The sequence below is a fragment of the Chryseobacterium sp. W4I1 genome, from assembly GCF_030816115.1.
Classification (GTDB): Bacteria; Bacteroidota; Bacteroidia; order Flavobacteriales; family Weeksellaceae; genus Chryseobacterium.
Genome location: NZ_JAUSXQ010000001.1, coordinates 1,297,531 through 1,323,498, shown reverse-complemented (window position 1 = coordinate 1,323,498; position 25,968 = coordinate 1,297,531). Strand labels below are relative to the sequence as shown.

The 25,968-nt window shown below is 35.8% G+C and carries 26 protein-coding genes; 7 read left to right on the top strand and 19 right to left on the bottom strand.

Annotation, left to right across the window (positions count from 1 at the left end):
* Positions 1 to 241 precede the first annotated feature (241 nt).
* Positions 242 to 1,963, bottom strand: a complete 1,722-nt coding sequence (locus tag QF044_RS06065; protein ID WP_307264906.1) for an AraC family transcriptional regulator — start codon at positions 1,961 to 1,963, stop codon at positions 242 to 244.
* A gap of 273 nt (positions 1,964 to 2,236) precedes the next feature.
* Between QF044_RS06065 and QF044_RS06060 the strand changes: the two genes are divergently transcribed.
* Genes QF044_RS06060 through QF044_RS06045 form a run of 4 tightly spaced genes read left to right on the top strand, consistent with a single transcriptional unit; the run spans position 2,237 to position 4,430 of the window.
* On the top strand, positions 2,237 to 2,437 hold the full coding sequence (locus QF044_RS06060; RefSeq protein ID WP_307264904.1) for a hypothetical protein: 201 nt from the start codon (positions 2,237 to 2,239) through the stop codon (positions 2,435 to 2,437).
* 22 nt (positions 2,438 to 2,459) lie between these two features.
* Positions 2,460 to 2,630, top strand: coding sequence for a hypothetical protein (locus tag QF044_RS06055; RefSeq protein ID WP_307264902.1), 171 nt, complete (start codon positions 2,460 to 2,462; stop codon positions 2,628 to 2,630).
* 23 nt (positions 2,631 to 2,653) lie between these two features.
* Positions 2,654 to 4,117, top strand: coding sequence for a MauE/DoxX family redox-associated membrane protein (locus QF044_RS06050; protein WP_307264900.1), 1,464 nt, complete (start codon positions 2,654 to 2,656; stop codon positions 4,115 to 4,117).
* Between the two features lie 52 nt (positions 4,118 to 4,169).
* On the top strand, positions 4,170 to 4,430 hold the full coding sequence (locus QF044_RS06045; RefSeq protein WP_307264898.1) for a DUF6520 family protein: 261 nt from the start codon (positions 4,170 to 4,172) through the stop codon (positions 4,428 to 4,430).
* A gap of 15 nt (positions 4,431 to 4,445) precedes the next feature.
* Here QF044_RS06045 and QF044_RS06040 read toward each other — a convergent pair whose 3' ends face one another.
* Genes QF044_RS06040 through QF044_RS06030 form a run of 3 tightly spaced genes read right to left on the bottom strand, consistent with a single transcriptional unit; the run spans position 4,446 to position 11,342 of the window.
* Positions 4,446 to 6,929, bottom strand: coding sequence for a prolyl oligopeptidase family serine peptidase (locus tag QF044_RS06040; protein WP_307264896.1), 2,484 nt, complete (start codon positions 6,927 to 6,929; stop codon positions 4,446 to 4,448).
* Positions 6,916 to 8,307, bottom strand: coding sequence for a RagB/SusD family nutrient uptake outer membrane protein (locus QF044_RS06035; protein ID WP_307264893.1), 1,392 nt, complete (start codon positions 8,305 to 8,307; stop codon positions 6,916 to 6,918). The genes QF044_RS06040 and QF044_RS06035 overlap by 14 nt, the downstream gene beginning before the upstream one ends.
* Before the next feature lie 11 nt (positions 8,308 to 8,318).
* Positions 8,319 to 11,342 (bottom strand): SusC/RagA family TonB-linked outer membrane protein, encoded by a 3,024-nt coding sequence (locus tag QF044_RS06030; protein ID WP_307264890.1) that lies wholly within the window; start codon positions 11,340 to 11,342, stop codon positions 8,319 to 8,321.
* Positions 11,343 to 11,987: 645 nt separating this feature from the next.
* Here QF044_RS06030 and QF044_RS06025 point away from each other — a divergent pair.
* Positions 11,988 to 12,305: a hypothetical protein gene (locus QF044_RS06025; protein WP_307264887.1), complete on the top strand. Its 318-nt coding sequence runs from the start codon at positions 11,988 to 11,990 to the stop codon at positions 12,303 to 12,305.
* 52 nt (positions 12,306 to 12,357) lie between these two features.
* Here the strand turns inward: QF044_RS06025 and QF044_RS06020 are convergent, their stop codons facing one another.
* Complete coding sequence (locus QF044_RS06020; protein WP_307264885.1) at positions 12,358 to 13,029, bottom strand: hypothetical protein; 672 nt, start codon at positions 13,027 to 13,029, stop codon at positions 12,358 to 12,360.
* A gap of 226 nt (positions 13,030 to 13,255) precedes the next feature.
* Here QF044_RS06020 and QF044_RS06015 point away from each other — a divergent pair, with 226 nt between their 5' ends.
* Positions 13,256 to 13,399 carry a hypothetical protein gene (locus tag QF044_RS06015; RefSeq protein ID WP_307264882.1) on the top strand — a complete coding sequence of 48 codons (144 nt, stop codon included), beginning with the start codon at positions 13,256 to 13,258 and terminating at the stop codon, positions 13,397 to 13,399.
* Positions 13,392 to 13,631, top strand: coding sequence for a hypothetical protein (locus QF044_RS06010; protein WP_307264879.1), 240 nt, complete (start codon positions 13,392 to 13,394; stop codon positions 13,629 to 13,631). Before QF044_RS06015 ends, QF044_RS06010 begins: the two co-directional genes overlap by 8 nt.
* Positions 13,632 to 13,649: 18 nt before the next feature.
* Here the strand turns inward: QF044_RS06010 and QF044_RS06005 are convergent, their stop codons facing one another.
* The 14 genes from QF044_RS06005 to QF044_RS05940 all read right to left on the bottom strand — a co-directional run bounded on the left by QF044_RS06005 (position 13,650) and on the right by QF044_RS05940 (position 25,801).
* Positions 13,650 to 14,435 carry a hypothetical protein gene (locus tag QF044_RS06005; protein ID WP_307264877.1) on the bottom strand — a complete coding sequence of 262 codons (786 nt, stop codon included), beginning with the start codon at positions 14,433 to 14,435 and terminating at the stop codon, positions 13,650 to 13,652.
* 280 nt (positions 14,436 to 14,715) lie between these two features.
* Positions 14,716 to 15,126: a hypothetical protein gene (locus tag QF044_RS06000; protein WP_307264874.1), complete on the bottom strand. Its 411-nt coding sequence runs from the start codon at positions 15,124 to 15,126 to the stop codon at positions 14,716 to 14,718.
* Entirely contained in the window at positions 15,123 to 15,335 is a 213-nt protein-coding gene (locus QF044_RS05995; RefSeq protein WP_307264871.1) for a hypothetical protein, read from the bottom strand. The genes QF044_RS06000 and QF044_RS05995 overlap by 4 nt, the downstream gene beginning before the upstream one ends.
* Positions 15,336 to 16,384: 1,049 nt before the next feature.
* Positions 16,385 to 17,059: a hypothetical protein gene (locus QF044_RS05990; RefSeq protein WP_307264867.1), complete on the bottom strand. Its 675-nt coding sequence runs from the start codon at positions 17,057 to 17,059 to the stop codon at positions 16,385 to 16,387.
* Positions 17,060 to 17,487: 428 nt separating this feature from the next.
* On the bottom strand, positions 17,488 to 19,254 hold the full coding sequence (locus QF044_RS05985) for a DUF4209 domain-containing protein (protein WP_307264864.1): 1,767 nt from the start codon (positions 19,252 to 19,254) through the stop codon (positions 17,488 to 17,490).
* 274 nt (positions 19,255 to 19,528) lie between these two features.
* Positions 19,529 to 20,866 (bottom strand): hypothetical protein, encoded by a 1,338-nt coding sequence (locus QF044_RS05980; RefSeq protein WP_307264861.1) that lies wholly within the window; start codon positions 20,864 to 20,866, stop codon positions 19,529 to 19,531.
* Between the two features lie 156 nt (positions 20,867 to 21,022).
* Positions 21,023 to 21,886, bottom strand: a complete 864-nt coding sequence (locus QF044_RS05975; protein ID WP_307264858.1) for a hypothetical protein — start codon at positions 21,884 to 21,886, stop codon at positions 21,023 to 21,025.
* Between the two features lie 48 nt (positions 21,887 to 21,934).
* Positions 21,935 to 22,318, bottom strand: a complete 384-nt coding sequence (locus QF044_RS05970; protein ID WP_307264855.1) for a hypothetical protein — start codon at positions 22,316 to 22,318, stop codon at positions 21,935 to 21,937.
* A gap of 297 nt (positions 22,319 to 22,615) precedes the next feature.
* On the bottom strand, positions 22,616 to 22,912 hold the full coding sequence (locus QF044_RS05965) for a hypothetical protein (RefSeq protein ID WP_307264853.1): 297 nt from the start codon (positions 22,910 to 22,912) through the stop codon (positions 22,616 to 22,618).
* Positions 22,913 to 22,940: 28 nt separating this feature from the next.
* On the bottom strand, positions 22,941 to 23,246 hold the full coding sequence (locus QF044_RS05960; RefSeq protein ID WP_307264850.1) for a hypothetical protein: 306 nt from the start codon (positions 23,244 to 23,246) through the stop codon (positions 22,941 to 22,943).
* 63 nt (positions 23,247 to 23,309) lie between these two features.
* Positions 23,310 to 23,978, bottom strand: a complete 669-nt coding sequence (locus QF044_RS05955) for a hypothetical protein (protein WP_307264847.1) — start codon at positions 23,976 to 23,978, stop codon at positions 23,310 to 23,312.
* Between the two features lie 171 nt (positions 23,979 to 24,149).
* On the bottom strand, positions 24,150 to 24,887 hold the full coding sequence (locus QF044_RS05950; RefSeq protein WP_307264844.1) for a hypothetical protein: 738 nt from the start codon (positions 24,885 to 24,887) through the stop codon (positions 24,150 to 24,152).
* Positions 24,880 to 25,281 carry a hypothetical protein gene (locus QF044_RS05945; RefSeq protein WP_307264842.1) on the bottom strand — a complete coding sequence of 134 codons (402 nt, stop codon included), beginning with the start codon at positions 25,279 to 25,281 and terminating at the stop codon, positions 24,880 to 24,882. Before QF044_RS05945 ends, QF044_RS05950 begins: the two co-directional genes overlap by 8 nt.
* 274 nt (positions 25,282 to 25,555) lie before the next feature.
* Positions 25,556 to 25,801 (bottom strand): hypothetical protein, encoded by a 246-nt coding sequence (locus tag QF044_RS05940; RefSeq protein ID WP_307264840.1) that lies wholly within the window; start codon positions 25,799 to 25,801, stop codon positions 25,556 to 25,558.
* Positions 25,802 to 25,968 lie beyond the last annotated feature (167 nt).

Sequence of the window (25,968 nt, the reverse complement as noted above, 5' to 3'; positions counted from 1 at the left end):
AATATTCGCCCGTTTTTAGGTATATGGACATTTCTTGAATTTTAATTAGTTCTGATATTTTATTTTAAAGTCCAATTACAAAGTCTAACAAATTTCGTGGATGTTCTTTGGTAGTCTTTCGAAACTAGCGGACGATTCTCCGCTAAGGGTCACCAAATATCACATCCTTTTTAAAGTTAGCATTGGGAGATTGACATTGTAAGTGAATAACAAACGGGGATCCAATAATGATCAATGGAAATCAGTCTTCTTCCCATTCTTCTTTTCTCTTTCTGATGAAATCCTTTGGCCTGATGCCGTTGATTTCATAGAAGAGGTCAGAAAAGTTCTGCCTAGAAGAAATCCCGCACTCTTCGGCAAGCGCCTCAATGGTGTAATTGAGATATTTTTTATTTGAATTTAAAAGTTTTGTAATGTAGGCAATGCGTAACTCTGCCAGGTAGTGGTTAAAATTAACTTTTTTTTGTTCGTTGATATAACTTGATAAGTATGAAGTGTTGGTATTAAGTTTTGCCGCCAGCTTATTTTGAGTAAGACCTTTTTGGAGAAAACCATTATTTTTCTCAAATAACTCCAGCTTTGTAGTTAGCTCCAGGGTCTGTTCTGCCGTCAGTGAGCTTTTCCGTTCCTCGACCGGTGGTCCGGACTTCCCTTTTTTTTCGTCCAGTTTATTCTGGGCAATCAATCCTTCTTTACCCAGCCTATACTGAAGTTCCGTATACTTCCTCTGAACATTCTGCTCTCTGATATATCGTTTTATGAACATTCCAAGGAATATGAATGATAAAACAATAAATACAATCATTGAGATGAGTCTTCCTTTGCTTTTCCTCTCCAATATTTCTTTTTTATCAATAAGCAGTTTAGTATCATATTCTTTGTGGATTTTAGCCGATAGGTAGGTAAAATCTCTGTTCAACACACTATCGACTTTTAAGAGCTGTTTGGTATAATAAAGCTCTTTTTCCAGATTTTTTTCCCGTTTACTATCTTTTATCAGCTCTTCATAACTCGGTCTGACCTCAGGCAATATAAAATGACGGGTACTGAAAATCGAATCTACCTTCATAAAATATTTCAGGCTTTTTGATTGACCGGAATCCTGATAAATTTTCCCCAAATAATAATATACTACAGAGGCCCATGCAAAATCTTTTGCTCTTGTTATCGGTACCAGTGATTGATTCAAATCAACAATGGCAGTCTTATAATTCTTATGATTATATTCCAGAAGACCCTTACACTTAACAAAGTATCCACGTTCTAAAGCAAAATCATCCATATCATAAGTATTAGAAAGCGCCACACTGACCAAGCTGTCTGAAATATTATACTGTTTTAGATTCCGGTAACAGACAATCATCTGATGCAGCGTATTATAATATCCTCTTGTGTTGTTGTAAAGCTCATTGGGATAAAGTTTTTCTTCGCATTTCTTTTCAAAATAAAGATTACATTCATTAAACAGCTCCAAAGCATCCCCATAATATCCGAGATAACTCTTAACCACACCCAAATGATATTTTACCTTATACCTCAGGTAATCATTATTTGTATTTTTTGAATGCTTGTAGGCTATCAAATACTCATTTAAGGCAGGTTCAAATTTCTTGAAATTGAAATAGTATATAATCCCTTTACCAAGATAAGCCGTGCTAATGAGATCCTTTTCTCCAGATTTCAAAGCAGCCAGAATGGTACTGTCTGCATACAGCATCTTATCCTGATCGGAGGGAGAAAAAAATACAGCATCCTTATATCCCTGAAATAACCTGGCGTAATTTTTTTCCTTTTTTGCTTTTGTGATATACTGGTGGACCCATGGCATCGCTCCGGAAGTATTCTTTTCCAGATTCTCGTACTTTTTTCTAATACTCAGGTAGTCTTCACTTTTGGTCTGGGAAAAATGATGATCAAAAGATATCAAAAGAAAAAATAACAAAACCTTGGTTGCTGACATCATAATAGTATAAATCAGACCTCTAAAAATAGGTATTTTATGTCAATAATAAGTGAAATAAAACACCCATATAAATAATTCATAATCTTTCCTATGAAAAAGCCTATTAATAAGCAAATATCATGATACATTCAATGTCAAAATTTAAGAATTGTGACGTCCCAATTTCTAAACACCACCACACATGAGTTTTTTTATATGATGAACTGAAATAATTTTGGAGTACGAATTCGATTACATACCGGCCGGGAAACTTTAATCTTTAAAAAATTAATCATGAAAAAGTATATTCCCATCATTAGTATTTTACTCATCACAGCCCAAAGCTGCCGTCAGGCAGACAGTAATGAGGACATCCAGCCTGATCCTGTGTCATTTGACAGGTATAAAATGCAGACCCATTCCAAAACGGACAGCAGCAGTCAACAAAAGGACCCACCGGTAAAGGACGGGCAGGACTGGCGCCTGTATCAATAAACTAACCTCTAAACGAAAAGAAATGATTCCCTGTCCTTCTCCCATTATATGCTCTACCGGATTCCTCTGCCCTGCCAGCGGCATCTGGGAAAGTATAGGGGCCTTTAAAACCACCAGTCCTATCTCAAAGGGAACCAAAATGCCTGCTTATTGCGGCAAAAAGATTCAATGGAAACTTGTTCAGATTGGATAAATAAATATAAACCCAATATTACCATGAAAAAAATTGCAGACTCCATCCCAACCCTCACCGCTTATTTTTTTGTGCTTTTATTCTGCTATGCAGGGATTAGCAAGGTACTGGATTTTGAAAATTTTCAGGTGCAGATCGCCCAGTCTCCGCTGCTTAGTGCATTCGCAGGATTTACATCATACAGCGTAATTGCGGCAGAGCTGATTATCGTTTCTTTTTTGCTGGTCCCAAGACTGCGCACGATTGGATTATATGCCTCAATGGGTATAATGACGGCTTTTACCATTTATATTTATCTTATTTTGAATTACAGTGACTTTGTTCCCTGTTCATGCGGGGGTATCCTGGAGAAAATGGGCTGGACTGAACATTTGATTTTTAACATTATTTGTGTTTTGCTTTCGCTGGCTGCCGTTATCATTATTGAGCGGCAAACAGGGACTGCAAAACTGAAATACATTCTTTCCTCTGCTGCGGTCATTGTCTCATCCTCTATTCTAGTCATTATCCTTTTTTTACAATCCGAACATATCATCAAAAAGGAAAATAATTTCACCAGAAAATTCCTGCCTAATTTTCTGATGGAAGCCGGAAAGAAAAGTCTTAACCACACTGATTATTATTTTGCGGGCACGGATGCAGAGAACTTATACCTGGGAAGACGTGGCACGCCTTTAATTCTTACAGAAATTGATCATAAGCTAAAAAACATGACAACAACTAAAATCAGTCTGGATCATTCAGATCATCCTTTCAAAAGCTTACAGATAAAAGTGAGGGCTCCATACTTATATCTTTATGATGGGACCGTACCTGTTATCTATAGAGGGCATTTAAAAGATTCTATTGCCAGGACCATTAGTAAGGGGGACGCTTACTTTTCCCAACTGGCTGTAAAAGATTCTTCAGATTTCATACTCCGGACCCAAGACAGCAGAACCCATCAATATACTATTGCCCGCCTTAAAATCGCTCAGAAAAGTACCACCACCTTATTTCCTTCCATTTTAGAAAAGCAGATAGACGGTATTTTTGACTGTGATGGCATGCTGATCGAAAATCAGCAGCATAGGGAAGAATTTATATACGTTTATTTCTACAGGAACCAGTTTATTATCATCGGTAACGATCTTCCCAAGGTGAAAAGGCAGTCTAGCATAGACTCTATTTTCAAAGCGCAGGTCAAAATCACCCGGCTTTCTAACGGGACTAACATCATGAATGCACCACCAGTCAGGGTTAATCTCAATGCAGCTTTCTATGGAAACCATATTTATAATGTTTCGGGATTACCTGGCAAATTCGAACCTGCGCGCCTGCGCAAAGGGAGGAAGGCGGTAGACATTTACCGGACGGACAAGGGTGAATACATAGGCAGTTTTTATCTGCCCGCCCAAAAGATTGATGATGTCATCGTGACACGCCATGGGCTGTATTTGATTTCAGGAAAAGAACTTCTGAGTTATCAGTTTCGAAAATCACTATAAGGGGAAGCCGAAAACCTTAGATCAGAGTAGGCATCACTTAATTTTTTTTATTATGAAAAAGCTAATGATCCCTGCTGCCTTAGTATTACTGGGCACAGGAGCTGCTTTTGCAACCAAAGTAGCAAACAGTAACAAAGCCTTGATCATCCCAACGTACCGTATGGATCCGGAGTCTGGATTATGTGTACAGGTTGGCCAGGAATGCAGCACCATTCAAAAGGTAGTCTGCAGGTGGACCGCAGACGGAGTAACACCGCTTCGTAATGCTCCGAAAAGTCCTACCGAGTGTGGTGATGTTTTATTTAAACCTTAACAATGAAAGAGGATGCTAATCAGCATCCTTTTTCATTTGCCTGTCAATCCAGGTAATATTTGATTTCTCTTTTAAGAAATAATCCCACCAGTCCATCATCCTTCGGGTCAGGTCTTTTGCATCCGCAGTGCCTATTCCCAGGTCGTGTCCTCCATCGGGATACAATAATGCCACAACCTCTTTACCGCTTCTTTTAAGGGCAAGGTAAAACTCAATGGTCTGGTCAGGCACTACATTGTGGTCTTTAAGCCCCGTCCAGAGCAAAACAGGGGCATTCACCTTATCTGCGTTAAGGATAGGACTATTTTTTAGGTATAATTCTTTATCCTGAAAAAAGGAAGCATCCATCTCATACTGCCCGGTCTCTAGCTGCCAGTAATGGGGAGTGGAATAATTCCTGTTGTAGGAAAAGTAAGAGCTTATCAGATCACTGACTCCCGATCCGGAAATATAGGCAGCAAACCGTGTGGAATGCGTGGCAATAAAGTTCGCTAAATAACTTCCGAAGGAATGCCCTATCAATCCAAAGCTTTTCAGCTTCAGAGGATACTGCCCTAAAGCATTCAAAGCCTGCTCTACCCCGTCAATTCCGGAGTATCCGGGTGACCTGTTCTCCGTCATCACATCAGGAAGGTAGACAAAATATCCCCTTTCCAGTACAGTACGGATGTTAAAGCCTATTTCATCGTATCGCGGCAAAAGATAAGTCTTAGCCTGATCTGACTGCTGCTGGTAAATATGGACAATGACAGGATATTCAACAGACGGATCATAATATAAAGGATAATATAAAATTCCTTTTAACGGAAGGCCTGAAGAGGATGTATAAGAGATCATCTGCTGCCTGAGCTGTTTGGCCTTCTGGTCTGATGATCCGCTGTCAAACAACAATTTCTTTTCTTTTTTACGAGCTTCTATCAACCAAAGCCCAGGAGGTGTGTTAAAGTTTTCTTCCAGAACCGCCATTTTTGCATGGTCAGCACTGAACAATACGGTCTTCAAATGATTAGAAGAGGCATAACGCAATATGGCTTTTTGGCCCGTTAGCTGGTAATAGGAAACCGTCCCATTTCCCCTATCTTCCGTTTTAAGCATTATCCCTTCTTTGTCACGGATAAAATTCTGATAAAAGTTATACCCTGTGCACAGCGGCCGTTCTTGGGCCCCGATGATTTGAACATGCTTTCTTTCTCCATTGAGCTTCTTCATTTTCCCTGACTCTACAGAGTACATCCACAATCCTGATCCGCTTTCAAAATAAACGGTTCCGGAATCCTGACTGAAATATGGTTTTCCCAGCCCTGCACGTTCAATCTCCTTCTTTTTTAAAGTTTCCATATCCAGCAGCTGCCATATACCGTTTTGATTCATCAGTAATAGCCGCTGCCCATCCGGTGAAGCGACCAGCCTCGGTCTTACCGCTCCTATTTGGGTTTTTATTCCTGTCACCGCATCATATCGGTACAGAATAAGGTCGGGAATATGCCGTACATAGTCCTGCAGTTCATCGCCCCTGAAAACTAAAAAATAACGGCTGCTTCCTATCGTACTCACCGTTTCATTTTCCCGGGTATGTAACGAATCTGCTTTACCATCTCCCTTCCAAAGCCAGTACGTCCGGTATGGCTTCCTACCCCTTTCCCTGCTCGCCAGATCACGATCATTTCCGTACCAAATCTCAACCTCTTTGTCAGGATACGGCATATAATTCAACCTCTCGATTAAGAAGGATGATCCTTCATCAATTTCCCTTACGGTAAAAAAATCAGCTCTTACCCCCTGCTCACCCAAAGGGTACAGCCAGTTCCCATTTTGGGTATCCATGACCCCCAGTGTTCGAAATCCCTCCTTTCTTAACCGCCTGTAGATGATAAGATATTTCCCGGATCCGGTCAGTTCCATCCGCTCAAAATCATCCAGAGCCACCAGTCTTCTGAAGCTCTGGCCTTGAAACGTTAAAACTTCATGGCCCGATTGGGTTTTTCGTTGCACAAAAAGTTTGCCTTTTCCATCCGTAACGTAATAGACCACGTTTGAGACTTCAGCCAGGAGCTTTCCCATTTTATTCATAATCTGCATGCGCCCCTTTCTATCTACCATACAAAACCCGTCATCAGACCAGGTACCACTTTGTTTCACTTCCGGATATACAAGCATTCCACCGGTCTCCAGATTGCACCATAATACACTGCCGGCACTATTAAGCATTGCATAATTTTCTCTGTAAAACTGAATCATCGATGCCCTGGCAGCTATTGGCCGTTCTGTTTTTTTCTTCTTCGTATCAAAAACGAAAATGCTGTCCTGATCCGTATACCTTTTCTTCATCGCTACCCATCTCCCATCCGGTGACATGGCCATTGCTTCCGTTTCATAGAATTTTGAAATCCATCGGTCCAAGGTATCCTTTGGCTCTGCCTGCTGAGCATAAAAAAGAGACTTCAGCCACAAAACAAGAATCATAAGGAACAATTTAGCGATCCATTTAATATCCATCATTCTGTGGTTTTATATTAGGATTAAGCAACAGTTCTTTCTGCGGAAGGGGCCATACCCGGTGATAATCTTTCCAGTTGGGTTTTACGCTGCTTAACGTATTGAGGCTTCCTGTTCTCTTAAGGTCCATAAAACGATGCCCCATTTCACAAAAGAACTCTTTTCGATTTTCTGAGAGAATCTCATCCAGCACTATCTCTTGCGAAGTTATGTTGGCCAGAGGCAAGAGTCCCGCTCGGCCTCTGGTGTAGTTGATGTATGGCAGAGCCTCGGAAAGTTTATTCTGTCTCGCCAAAGCCTCTGCAAGACTAAGGTAAACATCCTCTATCCTCAGCACCACCGAATACTCCGTAGGATTGGATTCCCGGTTTTTATATTTATCGGCGCGGTACCATGTATCCTGACCGACTGTTACAGGCTTGATCCAATTGAGCTTCCGCTTGTCACCGGGTGAAAAAGAAGTCACCAGATGATCGTTTAGAGCGTATAGGCTCGGAGCCGTATCAGAAAAATAATAGGTTTGCACCTCAAGGGTGGGGTCATTGGTATTTTTAGGTTTAAGCTGCCAGAGGATATGACTGCCGGACTTTTGAAACACCTTGGTAATGTCCTGTTCAAAAGAATAGAGCGGGCCTGTGAGGATGCTTTTTAATAAACCTTCTGCTTCATTCCATTTTCCTTCGAGCATATAGGTTTTGGCCATCATCAGCTGGGCGACCTTTCGGTTGGGGAATATCCTTTCCCCACTTCGGTACTGGTCAGAAAGAAGGTCTGCGGCCTGATTAAAGTCGGATTCCAGTATGGAGAGGACCTGTCCTGCTAAAGTTTTAGGCAGGGATTGATTGATTTTATAATCAGTGGTGAGCGGCATTGGAATATCCCCGAAAACCTGCTGCAGGTAGAAAAAAAGAATAGACCGTACCAACAATGCCTCCCCTTTTATCCTTCTTTTTTCAGACTCAGGTAATGACTTGGACTTTTCAGCACCTTCTATAATGGCATTGGCCATATACACCTGTTTATACGCCGACGACCAGTATGAATATACACTGGAATTGGAGGCGATCTGAAGGTTGTTATACAGGTCAAGTGCCCCGCTGCTCTCCCCTGAAGAGAAATAACACGCCAAATCATCCGTATAGCTTCCCAGCAGGACTCCGCTACCTTGGGCTCCCCCTGACAGGGGAGAATTATCCCACAAACTGGCATAGAGCCCGGCCAGGGCTGCATTGCCGGTCTGTACCGTTTCGAACACTTCTCCTGCATCCAGCTGGTCGGAAGGCGTCTCCACTTCCAGCAGGTTTTCGCAGGCCACAAAGATCTGCAATGCTGCCAATAGCAATACTATATTTCTTAGATGAATAATTTTAGGTAATTTCATGATTTCTGGTTTTAAAAATTAATCTGTGTGCCGAAAGAAAAAGTCCTTAGAGGTGGCAGGAAACCTCCTGCCGTAAATTCGGGGTCCATCCCGAAATATTTTGTCCACGTCAGGAGGTTTTGGCCCTGGACATAGATCTTCATACTTTTAAGCAAGCTGCCCCGTATGGGAAGATGATAGGTCAGCTGAATGTTTTTCAGACGGATAAACGACGCATCCGAGACGCTTGCCGTACTGTTTCGAAAGTTCTCCTGGGCCGTATTCTGATCCCCCACCGTCCCGGTACTGTAAGGCATATAATACCCTGAAGTATGGTCAGCCGACCATACATCCAGCACTTCGACAGGCTGGTTAAACATGCCTCCCGGCAGGGGCATTGAACTGTTATAGTTGAGATTTCTCTGCTTGACAAACTGAAACAGCAGGGAGAGCTCCCAACTTTTGTACTGAAGCGTATTGCTCCATCCCCCAAAGTAACGGATCCCTATATTTTCCACGACCCTATTATCCTCGGGAGCTGTGATCTTCCCGTCCCCGTTGAAGTCTTTGAACCGGTATAGCCCCGTCTGGGGATCTACGCCCTCCAGCTGGAAAAGCCTTATTACGGATACCGGCATGCCGACGATGAACTGGTTCTCATAAGGTGATCCTTCCAGTCCGGGGAAAGACAGGAGGATATTCTTTGGAAAACTGATATTAAATCCGGACGACCATCGCAGGGACTGCCCGGCAACCGGCCTGGCACTGAGCTCAAATTCCCATCCTTTATTTTCCACCACAGCATCCATATTGGAAAGGACGGAGGTAAACCCTGTCATGGCAGGGAGCTGGTAGCCTACCAACTGGTTGGAACTGATGTTACGGTACCAGGAAACAGTGAAATTCAGGCGGTCCTTAAAGAACCCCAGCTCTACGGCGGTTTCCAATTTTCTGGTCTTCTCCCAGCTGTAATCAGGATTGTAAAGCCGCGAAGGGATCAGCCCCGTTACCGAGTTGTAGATATAATCGGACACCATATAACTATCCAGGTACTGGTAATCTCCGATATTATCGCTTCCGGTCACCCCATAGCTTCCCCTCAGCTTTCCAAAACTCAGCCAAGGGCTGTCTTTTAGCAGTCCTTCCTCAGAAAACAGCCACGCCCCTCCTACTGCGCCAAAGGATGCCAGCCTGCGGTATTCCCCGAAGCGGCTGCTCCCGTCACGTCTTGCAGTCATATTGAGGATATACCTGTTTTTATACTGGTAATTCAACCTCCCGAATACGGCTGCGTAGCGGTATTCTGTCGTGACCTGGTCGGAAATCGTTTTGGTTTGTGCCGCTCCGATATTATGCAACAGTGCGTTGCTCTGAAAACCGCTCCCCCGCATCGATTCCCGGGTATTCTGCTCTGACTGAAGGCTTAACCCCAATAGCGCCGTGAGCTCGTGCCCGCCTCTTTTAAAACCCCATTCCAGCTGTGGTTCTATAATATAGGAAAAGCGCTTGTGATTGCTTTTTGAAGCGCTGGAGTAAAAGCTGGACTGCCCGGTGACATAGGCCGGGTTGTAAACTGTATTAGGTCGCAGGGACCATTCTTCAAAAGCTTTATAATTGATGCCTCCTGCTAGTTTCAACAGCGTATGGGGAAGCAGCTCGAACCGGGCATCAAGGTTGCTCAGGTACTGCATGCTTTCATTAGTATAGGTACTGTTGTACACTGCCACGGGGTTGGTGAAGGTATTGTTCTCCCAATTCAGGCTTCCATCCGGCTTATAAAGCTGTGGGGCATTGGGAGGAAGCACCAGTGATTTCTGGGTAATGTCTTCATTCACCACGTTGTTTTTCTGAATCGAAAACTGATTGGAAAGCATCAGCTGTAACTTTTTATCTTTGGAGCGGTGTGATATGTTGCCTGATACCGTATGGTTCACATACTTAAAATCTTTCGCAAAGACCGTCTCCTGCTCATTTCGGCCGAGACTCAGTAGAAAGTTGGTGGTCTCACTTCCTCCCTTGAGGGAGAGCTGCAGTGAGGAAAAGGCCGCCATATTACCGATCAGCTCCTCAGGCCAGTTGGTATACCGGTCCTTGGACCATTTTCCATTGATATCGTAAGCGGTACCGGGATATGATGTGATTCCATCGTTGGCATAGGCCTGGGTCCGCATCCTGAGGTACTGCCCGGTATCCATCATCTTAAGTCCTACCATAGCCTTGCTGAGCCCATAATTCGTGCTGAGGCTCAGTTCCGTCTTTCCTGATTTTCCGCTTTTGGTGGTCACCAGTATCACCCCATTGGCACCTCTGGAACCGTAAATCGCCGTGGCATCCGCATCTTTCAGCACCTCGATGCTTTCTATATCATTGGGGTTAATAGCGTTCAAGGGGCTTATGCTCCTAAGCGGAATGACCAGCGTAGAAAACTCCGACTTCATATCCCCGCCCACAGGAACCCCGTCAATTACATACAGGGGCTGATTCCCGTCTATCTCACTATTGGTGCTGGTCCGTAAGCTGTTTCTTCCCCGGATCTGTATGTCATACCCTCCGCCGGGCATTCCTCCGCCCTGCGTAATGTTGACACCGGCCATTCTCCCCTGCACCGATGAGAGTACATTTCCAACCGGTTGATTTTCTATATCTTTAGCTGAGACCTTGGCGATGCTACCCGTTCTTTCTTTGTCTTTTACTTTGTAGTAGCCAGCGTTGAGAATAACTTCTCCTATGTTGGTTGTTGATTGATCAGCTAAGGTTAAAGAGACATTCAGAACTTCTTCATTTTTAACGAGAACCCTACGCTCCCCATAATCCGGATGACGAAATATAAGCACAGGATTTTCTCCTGAAACCTGCACCACATATTTACCGGAAGCCCCGGTCAACGCTACTGCATCACTCCCCTCTTGAAATACCGAAACTCCTTTAACAGGCAGATTATTCTCTGTGACCGTGCCTGAAATGTTGCGCACCTGTCCTATTGCTGTGCAAGACACCAGCAATGTGAAGCCAAAAGCCAACTGAATATGGCCTAGGCTGCAAAAGTTTTTTTTCATACTTTTGAAAAGTTTAATTTAATTAAGCACTTAGGCTCTTTCCTGCACAGCGTAGATTCGAATAAACTCTGGTGCGGAAAGGGCTTTTTCTCTTTCTTCTATGGTTACTATACTTTACACTTTCTGTTTCTTAAAAATCTATTGTTTTATTGAGTTCCTAATCTCTGATTGATGAAGGCCTGGGAGGAAGCTTAAGCACACGGCATAACCTCCTGCCCTAAGCCCATCAATTGAAATATGAATGAAATTTATGTTCCCGTGAAAGCTGTAAAGCCGCAATAGGTTGTACATACCTATTGTATCGTGTCGTATGATACTGTATTTTGTGGAAGCGGCTTAGTGATGTAGAGATAGCGTACTGCATTGGAAATAAAAACGGCATGGGACTCTACATTATCTAACTTGGGGTACTGGTATACCTTTCACACAGATAAGAGAGCCCACGCCTAGGTCGTGAGCTTACTTACTTATCCTCTCGTGTGATTAAAAATTACCAGTTTTCAAGTTGAGATTCTAAGCAATAGCTTCTGATATTCGTTGAAGTATCGCAAAGTTACATTTATTGTAACCTATTTTACAAATATAAGAAGAAATAATCAAATCATTCGCCATAACGAACAGTAAATTTCATTTAAATATGTTGTTTTGAGAAAGATTATAATGAACATGCAGGATAAGGATGTTTTAAATAGAAAAAATGCTTTAGTAAATAAACATTTATGCAATTTTATTGAAAGTAAGTTTCTACGTGAATATCATGATCAAGAAGGCAATATTATTTCACAAAATAAATATGCTAAATTTTGTGGGATAACTTCTTCCACGATCTCAAAATTAAAACTACCTCAAGGATATGATGTTCCAATGTCCACGATTTATAATATATTGAGGCACGAACGTTATTCTTTAGAATTTTTTTTTAGGGAATTTGAAAATGCAAAGGGTATAAATATACCAGATTAACTCTAAGGGAGTTAATTACCAATTGCAATTCATCTCATTCTAGATAAGCCACTTAGTACAATTCCCTATTAATTCTATATTCTTCTAAGAGATCAAAACCATTTGTTGTTAAATGCAATGGAACTTTAAAGCATTTTGTTTTTTGATCGTACACAACGCACCTGTTATTTTCTTTTAAGATAGTTTTCAATTCTATCATATTTAAAGAAAAATCTTGACCTCTTACCGTATTTTGATCAAATATAGCAAGTATTGTATTCTTTTCTATTAGACTATTCATACGTTCCAATTTCATAATTTCTGAATAACGTATATAGAAGTATTTTTTGTCGTTAATTAAGTAAAAAGATAGGCATTTAACATCAACTTCTATATTTCTGCAATTTTTTATTACAAAGTCAGCTCTTTTTATAGTGAATGAATCTAGAATATTGTACACCGAAAAACTATCTATATCTTGTGGTATAGATTCTATCATAAATCTTCTTTCTCGTGCAATATTTTTAAAAATTTCTTGCGCCAATAATCCATTCCTGTACTTTTGATCACACAGGTTTTTATAGTCGTTAGAGTCCTTTAAGAAAAATGGTTTCGATTCTCGAGACCCTTTTACAATTACTGTATCATCTATATTACCTTCAACATGATATATTAAATCTTCAAGTTTATCAACAAATATAAATGATGGTTTATTTTCTCTGTTATTAATAAGATAAAAACCCATAATTCCTTATTTATTGAAATAAATTTACATTTTTTACTTTATATTTTCAAACTATTTTAAAAATATTAACTGTATATGTTATAAAGTGTTTTCAAATTATTGTCTTCATAATTAGTCACTATCAAAAGAACTACAACTAAAGATCGATTAGAGCTGTGAATTGCTTTCAAAAATTATTTGTAATAGCCACAACTTGCACTAACTACCAGAAGAACTATCAGAGAGCATGTGGAACTTCTTAACGGCTCACAAAGACAAAACTATTACCGGAGCATCACCAAAGACCGGGATTGTATTTAAGCAGATTCCTCAGCCGGAAACAAAAGAGGCTGCGGAACAATTATTAAATCAAATTGAAGATTATGAGTAGTATTATTGTACTTCAAAAGGAAACAAGCGGATGCCCAATGATTTGGGAGGGAACCATTGACAACAAACCAATGTACATTCGGTATCGTTGGGGAGTTTTATCGTTAAATATTAATAATGTAGCTATATTGCATGTAAGACTTGATCAATACCTGGACGGAGTACTGTCTATAAATGATGCAATTGACAATCTGACAACTCAAGGATATCAAGTTATTAATGAAATAGAATAATCTATAGCTTCGTATACTCTAATCAATCTCTTCTAGTCTCATTAATTTTACATATTCTAAAGTATTGTGACTAGCTATCTTTCCCGAAAGTATATCGTTTATATTCTCTATAATATTTGACTGAAGAATAGATATTGCTATCTCAAATGAGTTAGTTCTGTTTCGCAAAACATACTCTACTGCTGATGGCTGCAAAGAGCTATGCAATATATTCACAGACTTTTTATTCTTTTGCCAATGTTCATATTTGTCATTTTCTAAATTTTTTGACGTGAATAATAATGTAAAAACTATAAAGTTTTTATATGCACTTATACTATCCCACAATTCAAAACCAATGAAAGGGCGTTCGTATCTAAGGTTTTTCTCTAGATTTTCATAACTCTTAATAAATGCACCATCTTCTACATCTATATCTTGATCTAGTTCCATTAGATCATCTATCGTATTTAAATAAGATTTAAAATTCAAATTATAATCACTACTTATTTTATTTATAATGAAATAGTAATATTCTGGGAATTCTACAGTGAAATCACTTAATAAAATCCAGCATTTTTCAATGGCCTCAATTCTTCTTTGTTGCCCAATACTATAATTAGATTTTTGTACATCCATGAGGTTAGACAATACATTGCTTTTATTTGATAAATCATTTTTAATAAACTCCAACTTTTCGTCTGTCTTACGTCTCCATCTATTATTTTGAGCGTCTGAAAATCTTTGAGCCAAAAAGGTAACAATTGCAGGCGCAACTACTGTTGCTCCTCCGAATATATAAAGTAATTCTGTTGAAGTTATCATTATTAAAAGTTTTAGCAAATATAAAAAATTAAAGCCCCAATTAAGGGGCGTGTTATTTAATGGAATTGATTCTACTCATTATAACATCCATACTATCAGAAACAGTCACTTCTTTGCCGTCTGACGTCCTGATCAGGGTGCCTAATCTGACCCTTTCTACTGAGCATATGTTGTTGATATTGAAATAAACTGATCCATTTACTGTTCTGCCTTCTATAAACATAATTATTAATTTTTAGTTTATACAAATATAACAAAATACCCTCTCAAAAAGCAAAAACTACAACGCTACCAAATACTTCCTAAAACTTCCATTATGAGCTAAAGCAGGATCCTGCAATATCTGATTTCGCCAGTAGACAAAATTCTCAGCTTTATATTCCAGGTCATTTTCCCGGGCAATGGGTTCTTTTAGGTAAATAAGAAGATTAGCAAAGCCATCTGAAAGATTTGGATATTGTAAAGAGTCTACTTCCTTGTAAAGTCGCTCAATCCGGTATGATAGCTTCTGGTATAGGTGGGAAAGGTAGTTGTCATTGTAGAAGTGAAAGCAGTAGTGCCGGAGATCCTCGATTTCTTCCCCGAAAATAACATTCTCACAGTATTCCATAAATAATGGAGTGAGAGCTATAAAATGTAGCTCCATTTCGTGGGTGAGGCGGTCGTATTCGTTGTGTTCTGATTGTGTCATGAAAATGGATTAACCCAAACTTGATATTTCCCATTACTAGAATATTCTTTACATAAATCATCAGTGTATTTTACTTTATGCCTTAGTATTAATTGTAAAAACATATCACCTTCTTCTGGTATATCGGAAATTATATATATTTCCCTAGGCCCATTTGTTGAGCCATTTACGATATCTTGTTTTTTAATTAGAGCTTCTTCGAAATTCATAATTACTTTTTTAGTATTCGAATATACAAAAGATTAGTTACTAACAGTAAAGTGCTATTCATGTTTAACTTCATTTAATGGATGTTATTCGCGTCCTCCGCCATAGTCAATATTTTTTCTGTTTAACATTTAACTACCTGAATACAATCAGTTTACACACAATCGTTTAATGAATCACTATGATTTTATGCGAATATTTTACTTTTTAGGCTTTATAGTAATGTCAGAGGTATTTCTATGTTAATGTGGAAAACTTTTACTGTTAAAATAAAGTATTTGAATTTTAAATAGACTGCTTTTAAATTTTCCTTTTTCTATCTTTACAAATAGAAATCCAAGAATACATAGATCTTTATTTGATTTTGTATCCTTGGATTAATATTGATCCGTTTAACCATAAATTTTAAACGCTATGCAAAAGCTTAAAGTTTTAGTTAAACTTTTAAAACCAATAGTGGAATTAACAAAGCTCGCAACTGAGTTAATAAAACTATTCTTTTAAGGTTTTTAAGGTTTCCACCTCAATTGAGGTGGTTTTCTTTTGTTCAAAATTAATACATTCTGTAACAAAAGCAACTTATTAATATGTTTTTTAACAAATAATTATCCACAAAATTTAGCTAGATGCCATGAACAGGACGTTAGTGAAGATAATTTGTCTACATTTTTAAACTTTTAAGAAATACGGTTTGCTTTTTCGTTTATCAAGCGTTTCTTTATTGTCGCTTACCCATTGATTAAAATTCTGGGGCATGGAAACAACGAAATTCTGGGATGATTCGGGTGATAGGTTTTGACCGTTGTTTATTTCGGTGATGAGTTCTGATTGCGATTTGAGTATCAAGAGTTTTGGCATATCAACTCTTATCAATCCGAGGGATTTATATATTTCTTCTAGAGCTTTTGTTGGATCTTTTAGACAAGTCACATAAATAACAGTTTAGAAGTTGTTTTATCTGTGTATATCCCTTAGGTTTTCCCCTGTTCTTTCTCTTGCTCTTGAAGACTGCAAACCTGCATTAGTTCTCTTTCATACTCAGCCAAAGATGTCATCTTATTTTCTTTAAAAATTCTTTTGTAATTTTTCTTCGATGTTTTATGCTTTGAAGACCTATTTGTCTTCTATTACGATTTATAATTACAGAATCTTTTATAAATTCATCATCCGTTCTTTTCAAACCATATACAGTGTTTAATTGGTTAATCTGAAGGTATCTTTCTACCATTTCTGCATAATCCCTTGGTGGTATGTCACCAGAATTTACATAGTCTATGAGTTTAGTTTTGAAATACTCATAATCTTCTATTTGTGCCATATGGTTTAAATACGTATCCATCGGCATAAAAACACCATCTTCAGTTTCAAGTCCAATTTTCTGCATTGATGGATAACCAAAATTTTTAAGAGTCCATTTCAATAATTCAGAGTTCTTTCTAAAATTATCAAGTGATTGTTCTCCTGTTATAGGATCTTTTGCTTGATCCCTGATAAAAGCAATTCTAAAAGAATCAATAAGTTGTTTATTTAATGAGTTTTTCCATTCTACTACTTTTTGCTCTACAATAGTACTATCAATTCCATATTTTTTATACAGTTTGAAAAAATCTGAATCTTCTCGCTTAAACTTCCAATAAGGAGCAACTAAAGGGAATAAGTTTATAGAGACTTTTTTTGCTTCCAAAATTTCTATTGTATTTATCAGAAAACTTAATATAGTTTTCATATTCTTCCATTCGTTCATCATTTCTAGGTGGATATTTTCGGAACAGTTTTTTAAATTTTTTTATGGCGATAAGAGTATCATTCTTTATTCTATAGATACTATCAATAGAATTTACAGTATTGTAATATGCGATGTAATCCATCTTATTATTTCGACAGGAAGTCAGAATAAAAAAGAAGCCAACTAGAAAAACACCAATTATTTGAATAGGGTTTTTAGAAATAAAAACATTCATTTTTCTATCGTTTTTTGAGATTAATTATGTTAAATCATTTAATTTTTCGTCCCAAGTTTTATATTTTTTTTCTTAAAGTATAAAATTGATGATTCGCTCTCAGTGAGTAGCATTTGAAAAATTTCTTTATTCATTAAATTCTATTAATTATATACTTGTCGATATCACATTTTCCAGCTATCCCAAATAAATCTTATTTATCAAGCTTCTTCTCAAAGCGATAATTACCGAGTCTTAGTAAAGCAACTATTAGCAATAGCATTGTGGCAGAGCTATAATTCTCTGTTTTATAAAAACAATGTGCAATATTATTTCTTAGATTCATTCCTTCTGAAGTAAAAAGATATTTAAAAAAAGCAATATCATTAGCTGGTATTAAGTCCGTAATTTTTTCGTTGTCTAAAAGTTTATCAAATGAAATTCGCTCTTCTGTCCCGTCTGCTTTAAATTCGATTGTTTGCGCCTCGATTGCTCTAGAAAATTCGCGCAGCAGGCCTTCAAATTTTAATACTAAACTATCTATCGCAAGTATATATCCCTGATTATGATTAGTTGATGTTTTAAGATCAGCTTCGATCTGATTAAAGAAAACTTGTAAAGAAGGAATTAGTAATTCGATCCAGTCAAATCCCTGTTTTTCATTATTGTTATCTACATAAGTAAAATCTGCTCCGTACCAGGTATAATTTTCCAGGTAGCCAATCAAAGATTTGAATGTAATCTTTTCCTCCTTTATGCCTTCCAAAAATACACAGCTAATTTGTCGCAAAGTAAAATTGTTAATATGGAGCTGATAAGGGTTAATCATTCCGGATTTATTTTTATTTACATTCCTATTGATGTCAAATGTCATCGTTGTTACCAAATCAAGCAATGCTGATTTAGGTTCCTCTTCTTCTGAATTTGGTTTAGGTAAAAAATTCTCTACTGTAAGATATTCATAAATATCTTTACTTGATTTTTCAGTTACAATCCTTTTAATATTATCAGAAGTTATTTTCCAATATTGATTAAGTTTTTCCAGTATTTTATCGTCTTTAATTTCAAAAGGAATTCTCTTTAAATTAATCTTCTTCTTGGCTTGTTCCAGCAATACACTTGTCTGCTCAACTTTCACTTTAATATTTGCTTTCCTATACTCTTCTAATGCATTTAAATAAAAATGATGAGCTAAAAAACCTTGTTTATCTTCTTTTTTAAGCTGTGAAATATGCCAATCGCCAAGTTTCTCGTGAAAAATCGCTGGAGATTTTTTTAATTTTTGACTTAGAATTATCAATAATTTGAGAAAACTTTCTAATAATCTATCCTCTGCAATCTCCACCTGAATTTTGGCATAATCTAAAAACTTCTCAAAAAGCACAGCATCACTTTTTTTTATATTTTCACCTATAAATTTCATGATGGCATATTTGCAGAACTCGCTTATTTTACTCCCTGATAAAAGTGTGATAAAGTAATCAATAGTTTCGGCACTTTTATAGTTTATGCTCTGGCTTAAAAGAAAAAGATTTTCGAAATATGTTCTAAAAGAATTATTTAGTAGATTATCATTAGCCGCAAAATTGGAATTTTCAAGAAAATTCATGTAACTTTCAATCGCCTGCTTTGCATAAGTATAATGTTTTTGCGGACTAATCCAAAGTATATGATTATATCTAGATTTATATTTCGGATTAACAGTTTCCTTAGCTCTTTTCTTAATATATTCAAAATTATCATCAAACATTTCCAATGTTGGATATTTATAATCTCCCATCTGATATTGGGGTATATGTTCTCCTTTTTTAATTGAAAAGTCGCAAAAAAACTGCTCGTAAGAACATAATTTTTTAAGCTCTACTTCAGAAGAGCTGTCACCGAGAATTTTTAGATATTTAGTTGTATTAAAATCAAGAATGGAAAAATTTTCATCTTCTTCCAAATAAGTATAATAAGATTCAAGATCTGTAAATTGCATCGCAATGTATTTTTTTTGGTTATTAATTAATTCATTTAAAATTCTGAAGTTGATCAAATTTTAAGGTAATGAACTGGAATCTGTGTAATTTTTATGAGGCCATCTTCTTCAACTAGAAAGCAATTTTTATCAACTGATGTAGAACCTATTCCTGTCAATTCATTAAATCTACTACTAAGAACTTTTTTTCATCGATTCCATTCAGTGAATTGAAAGACACAATTGATTTCTTCTGGTTTGCTTTCAGTAAATTCTTTAATATAATTATCAATTTTTAATAATCCCAATCCAGCATTTCGATTTTATGAAAAAAGAAAGAATCCATATACCTCCAAACACCTCCGCTTTGGCCATACACCATATTTTCTCGTTGCTCATTCTGATAAAGCATTCGCAACATTATTTCTTTTGCATATTCTATTTCGTTAAATAATACAATTACTTTTACCTTTACTTCTGCAATTGCAGGCGCTTGATGTTCAACTGATAGTATTTCAAAGGTTTTCAGATTCTTTTGGTCAAAAACTTTTCGAACTCTTCCAGCTTCTTTACCCATATTAAATTCATCGGAAAATAAACAAATCTGTTTAGCCATTTGACCGTAATTGCCTTTCTGCCAATTTGTTAAAAAGTAAACAGCATCTCGCTCTGGCGTAAATTCTGTATATTCTTCCTCTGTTCCCTGAGCCGGAAAATCTATATTTGCGATAGGTTTCCTGGATTTCCAATGATTCATGAATTTATCAGTTTCCGCTCTTTTTTCTTTCTGCAGTTTGTATTTATCAGTAGTTTCTTTCAAGTTTGATAGTGCCTCTTTCAGTGTAGGCTTCTTAGTCTCCTTGGGTGAGTTTTCTTTATTTTTTTGCAAAGCTTTTGCCCAATCATTAATAGCAAATAATGTTAACCATGCTTTGCCAGCAACATATTTATTAGCATAAGAAATATCTCTCCCATGCAATATTCCATTTCTGTAGGGGAAAAATATCTCTTCAGTAGTTGTCGACTTTCGTGTCACATTTAAAATGTCTCTAAGCTTGGAGAGACCTGTACTATGCGCAGCAATAGAATCCCACGCAGTAAGATCAGTATTTTCCGCAAAAAAGCCTTTGCTCTTACTGATGTCATTGACAGTACCATCAATAATCATTAACAGTAATGGGATGGCAGAGTGAAATCTTTGGGCTTTTGTATCTTCAAAGGCTGCATTAATTAAATTATTTCGCTTTCTAAACTCAGGAACACCGTATGTTGAAGTTACCAGCCATTGTATTTCCTCGGAAGTATAGTGATCCGCTAGTTTCTCCTCAGCAGCTTTTATATTGTCAGATTCTGCCAAATTAATGCATTCCATAATCAGATCGTGATTACCTGACTCGTGAGCAATCCATCCAAGTCCGCTGAAATAATTATTAAATTGGTCAGGACTTTTGGAAATCTCGTCGAATTGTTTTTCAATCTCATCAAAATTTTCAAAAGCATCCAAAATTTCTTTAGCTCGTGAACTAAAAGGTGCTAAGAGTGATACAATTTTTTTTACTGACTTTCCCCCCTTTAAATTATTTCTAAATTCTTCAAACGAAGAATTATCTTCAATTTTATCTTTGTCTGTCATTTTGCGGGAATTATAATTTATTTAATACAAAAATACACCCCTACTACGCAGCCTATTTGCGTAAATATTATTTTTTAACTGCCATCTTCTTTATTTCTTCATTTGTATCGTTTAGTGAGACTTACTTTATCTATTGTTCACTATTGTAACTGGCTCTTAAATTTGTTTTCTGTCTCCCCAATAATAAACTGATGTTGATTCCATTGTATTGTCTGAACTTATAGAAAAAAACAATGGTAATACCTCTTTACGGTTTCTGACAATATCATCACGAATCTCAAATAAAACTTCGGTTATAGTTTCAAAAGTCTTGTCAATTAACCATTTGGCTGCAAAACTTATACTCATTTCTTTTTCCTCAAACTCTACAGTTAATTCTGGAAAATGATTTTTCAGCGTTTCGGTGACTAGAAACCTTGTTTTTAAATCATTGAGAAAGATTTGATGACCTCCGATCGCATACTCATTATGAATAAGAAATGAGCGATGTTTTATCAAAGGATAAACAAATTTTTCGTCATGAATATCTAAAGCTTCAATAAGTTCTTTACTGCAATAAATATTATTTTTTACGTTTTTGTCTGACTTAAATAGATTCCACTTTGGTTGGACAAGGTCAGTTTTTCCATGAATAAAATTAATCAGTCTAAATAAATAATCAAAATTTGAGCATAAGTGGTAAACTAAACTATCAAAAAGAGAATAAATTTCTTCAGTTGCTCTAATTTGATAAACTTGAAGCTCAATACCTCCGCCCAAAATCGGATCCTGACTTTTATGTATCTCTTTTATGTTATGATCTATATAGTGATGATGGTTTAAAAGTAACTCAAAATGAAATCTGGCACTTTGTAATCTAAAAATGACATTATCTCTAAGCTTATAAATTTCTTGGTCAGAAATATTAGAATTTATATAATATTTGTAATCCATAGCAATAGCTAAAAACCTATTATGTAATCTTAAAAATTTTTCTTTAATTTCTTTTAAGGATTCATTTGGATTTTCAATATCGAGCATAATTACTTCGTTTTGGATTTGTTTTATAACTGGTTTTAAACCAAAGAGCTACCAGTTATTGTCATTTTTCATTGTTTTTATACAATCACTAAATAATTTCTTATCTAAATTTACAGCATTATCAATCAGTGTCTTTAGAATTTGTTTTTGCTCAATTGGTAAGTTTTGTATTTTAGAGATCTTGACCATGTCATCATAACTCCATTCCATCTTACTATCAAATTGGTCTTTCATTAGGTCTAACAAGCTCGTGATATAATTCCTATATTTTTTTAAGATATCAATTGAAAGCGCTGATAAATCAGCGTTGCCCATTCTAACACGAATAACAGGATTAATTATGGATATTTTATATTTTTTATCTTTACTGTCGATCTTTATTGTATTACTGTAATAGTATTCAACTGTAGCTTCCTCATGTATTTTTGCCAAAATGTTAGTGTTTACAAAGCCTAAATCCTGGTCTTTACTAATAATCTCTTTTTGATTTAACTCCTTATTTTTTATAGAAGACCAATTTACAGCATTTATAAAATTATCTTTTTTTGCTAGATTATTATTTACAATTGTGTCATATGACGCGTTTTGCGCACTAACAAACAGATGAAATAGCTATTAATGAAAGTGTAAAGATTTTCTTCATATTTATTTTTTTGCAAATTTAAGCATAACCTGAAAGAAATTTTACGGTTATCCATATTTAGGAATAGTATCGTTTTTTGAAATTAATTAGCCAACTAAACTATTTGCATTCAAAATTGTTTCTAAAGTCTTTAAATCATCGATTTGAAATGCAACATCTCTATTATTAAAATCCTCACTAAATTCTGTCGCATTTTCTATATTATCTGAACGAAATAAATAAATTGCAGATAGTTCTGAGGCTTTAAAAAATTCAACTGCTAAAAAATGTTGTTTATTTTTTTTCACAAAAAATTTAAGAGGTAAATTTTTGTATTCAATTTCCATCTCAATAGGATAGTAATTTTTTATTGTATCAATTATTGTTTTCTCATTGTAGTGCATTGATTTATATTTTATCGTTTATTGATCTTTACTTATTTCTATTTACTCTCTCGGCTATTTCATCAAATTTTTCAATTAATAATAGCTTAAAAATTTCTGTGACTTCGGTCCAATCTTTAGCCTGATAGTTGGTTTGTTGTCCTTCTAAAATTACAGAAAGTGATAAATCTTTATTTACTTCAATAACATTTTCATCATTGGTTATAACTGAAACCCAGAATGCTCCATGTTCGTCATCCATTAATTGAATGTCTGCTATAGCTTTTACTATATCCTTTTTTTCAATATTGTCTTTTTGATAGCCTCCTGCATATTGAATATAATTTTCTGTCATATTATCGTTTTTTGAGACTTGATTGATTCTGAAATGTTCTCGGCTTGCTGATATTATAAGAACTTATTGATCATCTTTTAAAGCATCAATGAGGTGGTTTATAAAACTATATGAATCATTTAGTGCGTTCTTACAAAAAATTTTATCACTTATCCAAATTCTAATTTCATCATTTGATTCAAATAGTTTGATTCCATTATATTTAGCTGAAATTGCCCTAAGTTGAGCCACATCACTTGATTTGCTAGAAACTCTCCCATTTTGATGAGTGAATTTATTTCTTATAAATTTATAATCATTTATTTCTGACCATTTAGGAATTTTTCCAATATTTTTATTTGAAACTTTAGTCAGATATAATTTAGCTTTTTCAATGTCACTATTTCCTTTTAGGTCATTAATATCAAAAGGAGAATATTTAATTATTTTATATTGATAACAAATATCTTTTAATATATTTTCAAGTGAGGAAATTATTAGACTTAAAAGTGTAATTCTAAAATTGCTAGTGAATATTGTACCATAATAATAGTGCCGTTCATTAAACAATTCAATTTCGTTCGAATAATTATTATTTTCTAAATTTTCTTGCTCTCCTTTTATTAATTTTTCTTGATTATCGCTAATTTTTTTTAACTCAATATTTAAAAAATTTTCAAATGACATTAAATAATTATTTAAATTATTATATTCATCAGAATTTATGATTTTAAATATATCTATTGGAAGCATTGTTAGTTATCTTTTTGTGAGATTTTAGTAGCAATTATAACATTCCGCCGCTTGGCGAGATTGCGAACTTCGTAACCTTTATTTTCCGTTATGGATAAAATTTCTTGCGGAACGAAAACGTGAATTTATCACAAAATTCACAACCTCGCCAAACGGCTGTTACCAGCAGATTTATTTTTTTGCATGTTCAAGTTTTTCAATTAGATTGTCAGCAATTTCAATATATTTTTTCTTTTCGGCATCACTTAAGCTATAACCTTCATGTAAAATTTTATTCCTTGATTGTAGCAATTGTTTAATATTGAGATAATCAACTTCGGACTTTGTGAAATTTTCGGTTAAATATTTTATTACTTGGCTAACAGAATTAGATTTAGAATCACTTATGTTCTTCTCTTTCATTACAGAAACAGTTAATTGCTCTATAATCTGCCATCTTTTTACAATTTCAAAACTATCAATTTCAGAAAAATTGTTTGTAGTCGTCGTTGTAGTAGTGTAGAGATATTGTCTCTTATTTATTAATTGCCCGTATATAAAAGCTAATAATGTTAGCAGTATTCCAATAACTGCTATTATCAAACCTAAATCGTTTTCAATTGAAAATTTTTTGTTTTGAAATAAATATAATAATATACCAGCGATTGCATAAATAGCACCACTAAATGAAATTAGCATTGTCCATCTTTTTCTTCGGTAGTCTGTATACTTTTGCTTTTCAATAATATTTTGAGAAGGTTGTTGAGCTTCTAAAATATCTCTAAGCGAAATTTCACGATTAGCAGTATTTCTTTCTTTAGCAATTGTGTATGCTTTTTCGATTAAATTCTCTTTAAAGTCTTCTGTTAACTCGTTCAGTGCTTCTTTAGCAGACGGAGTTAGTTTTGAATTAATATTTTCGTTATTCATTGTTGTTGTCGTTAAGAATTAAGTAAACTGTTGCAACTACTGCAACTAAGAAAATTACAAGAAAAAGTAAAACATAACCAGTATCTTTAAACTTATCTGTATCAAACAATCCTCCAGTGAAAGTTGAAGCTACAAATGCAAGGATTTGCATAAATATCTGTTTCTTTGGTTTCTTTTTTCTAATGCCATAATTCTTAGCAAAAACCACAGCATCATTAATTATAGCTGCTGTAATTTCAGGATTGCCGTTAGAAGTTCTTCGACTTTCTTCAATTCGACTTGCTTCATCAAGAACATCTTCTATGTAGGATTTTGAAACTTTGCTTATCTCAGTTTTTGCTGTAATACTGAGATTTTGAAGTTTATCATCAGATATATCAATTTCTATTTTCATTTGGTTTGTTTCATGGTTTTTGGCGGGTTTTTAAAATTTGCTGGAGCTTGTTAATAAAAGATACATTATAACATAGCTTCCAAAATTAGACTGGATACGCGATAAAACATATGCTTTTTTCATTTCTATGTGACCTAATCAAATATAATTAATATAATCTGTTATCAATTGCGGATTAACATAAATGACAAAAATAAAATTACAAATTCCACTTCTTGTTTTTTGTTGAGACAATCTTTAGCAATTTTTTTAAGATGAAATAAAATGAACCTGTTTATTTTTTATTTGCCATTTTCTTTATTTCTTCATCCGTATGATTATCCAGAATCTTAGCATACCTATAAAATGTTGCCCTGGTCAGTCCCAAAGGCCTATAAATATCTTCCGGGCGTTTTGTAGGATCTTTATAAATGGAGCGCAAAATTAACAGCTTGGATATTGTCTCCGCTGTGTAGCCCTTTGGTCTTCCTCCGGCTCTTCCTCTCGCTCTCGCAGACTGCAATCCTGCCTGTTCAATCACCTTATCAAGTTCAGGACGATTCTTTGTTGCGCCTGAAATTTTCTCCTGATAAATTTTCTCACAACCTGCTTTTTCTAACGCTTCAATTTATAAATCCAAATTTTGATCTTTGGTCGAAACCCTTGCATATCCTATTTTCATATTTTGTCACATTAAACTCATACATT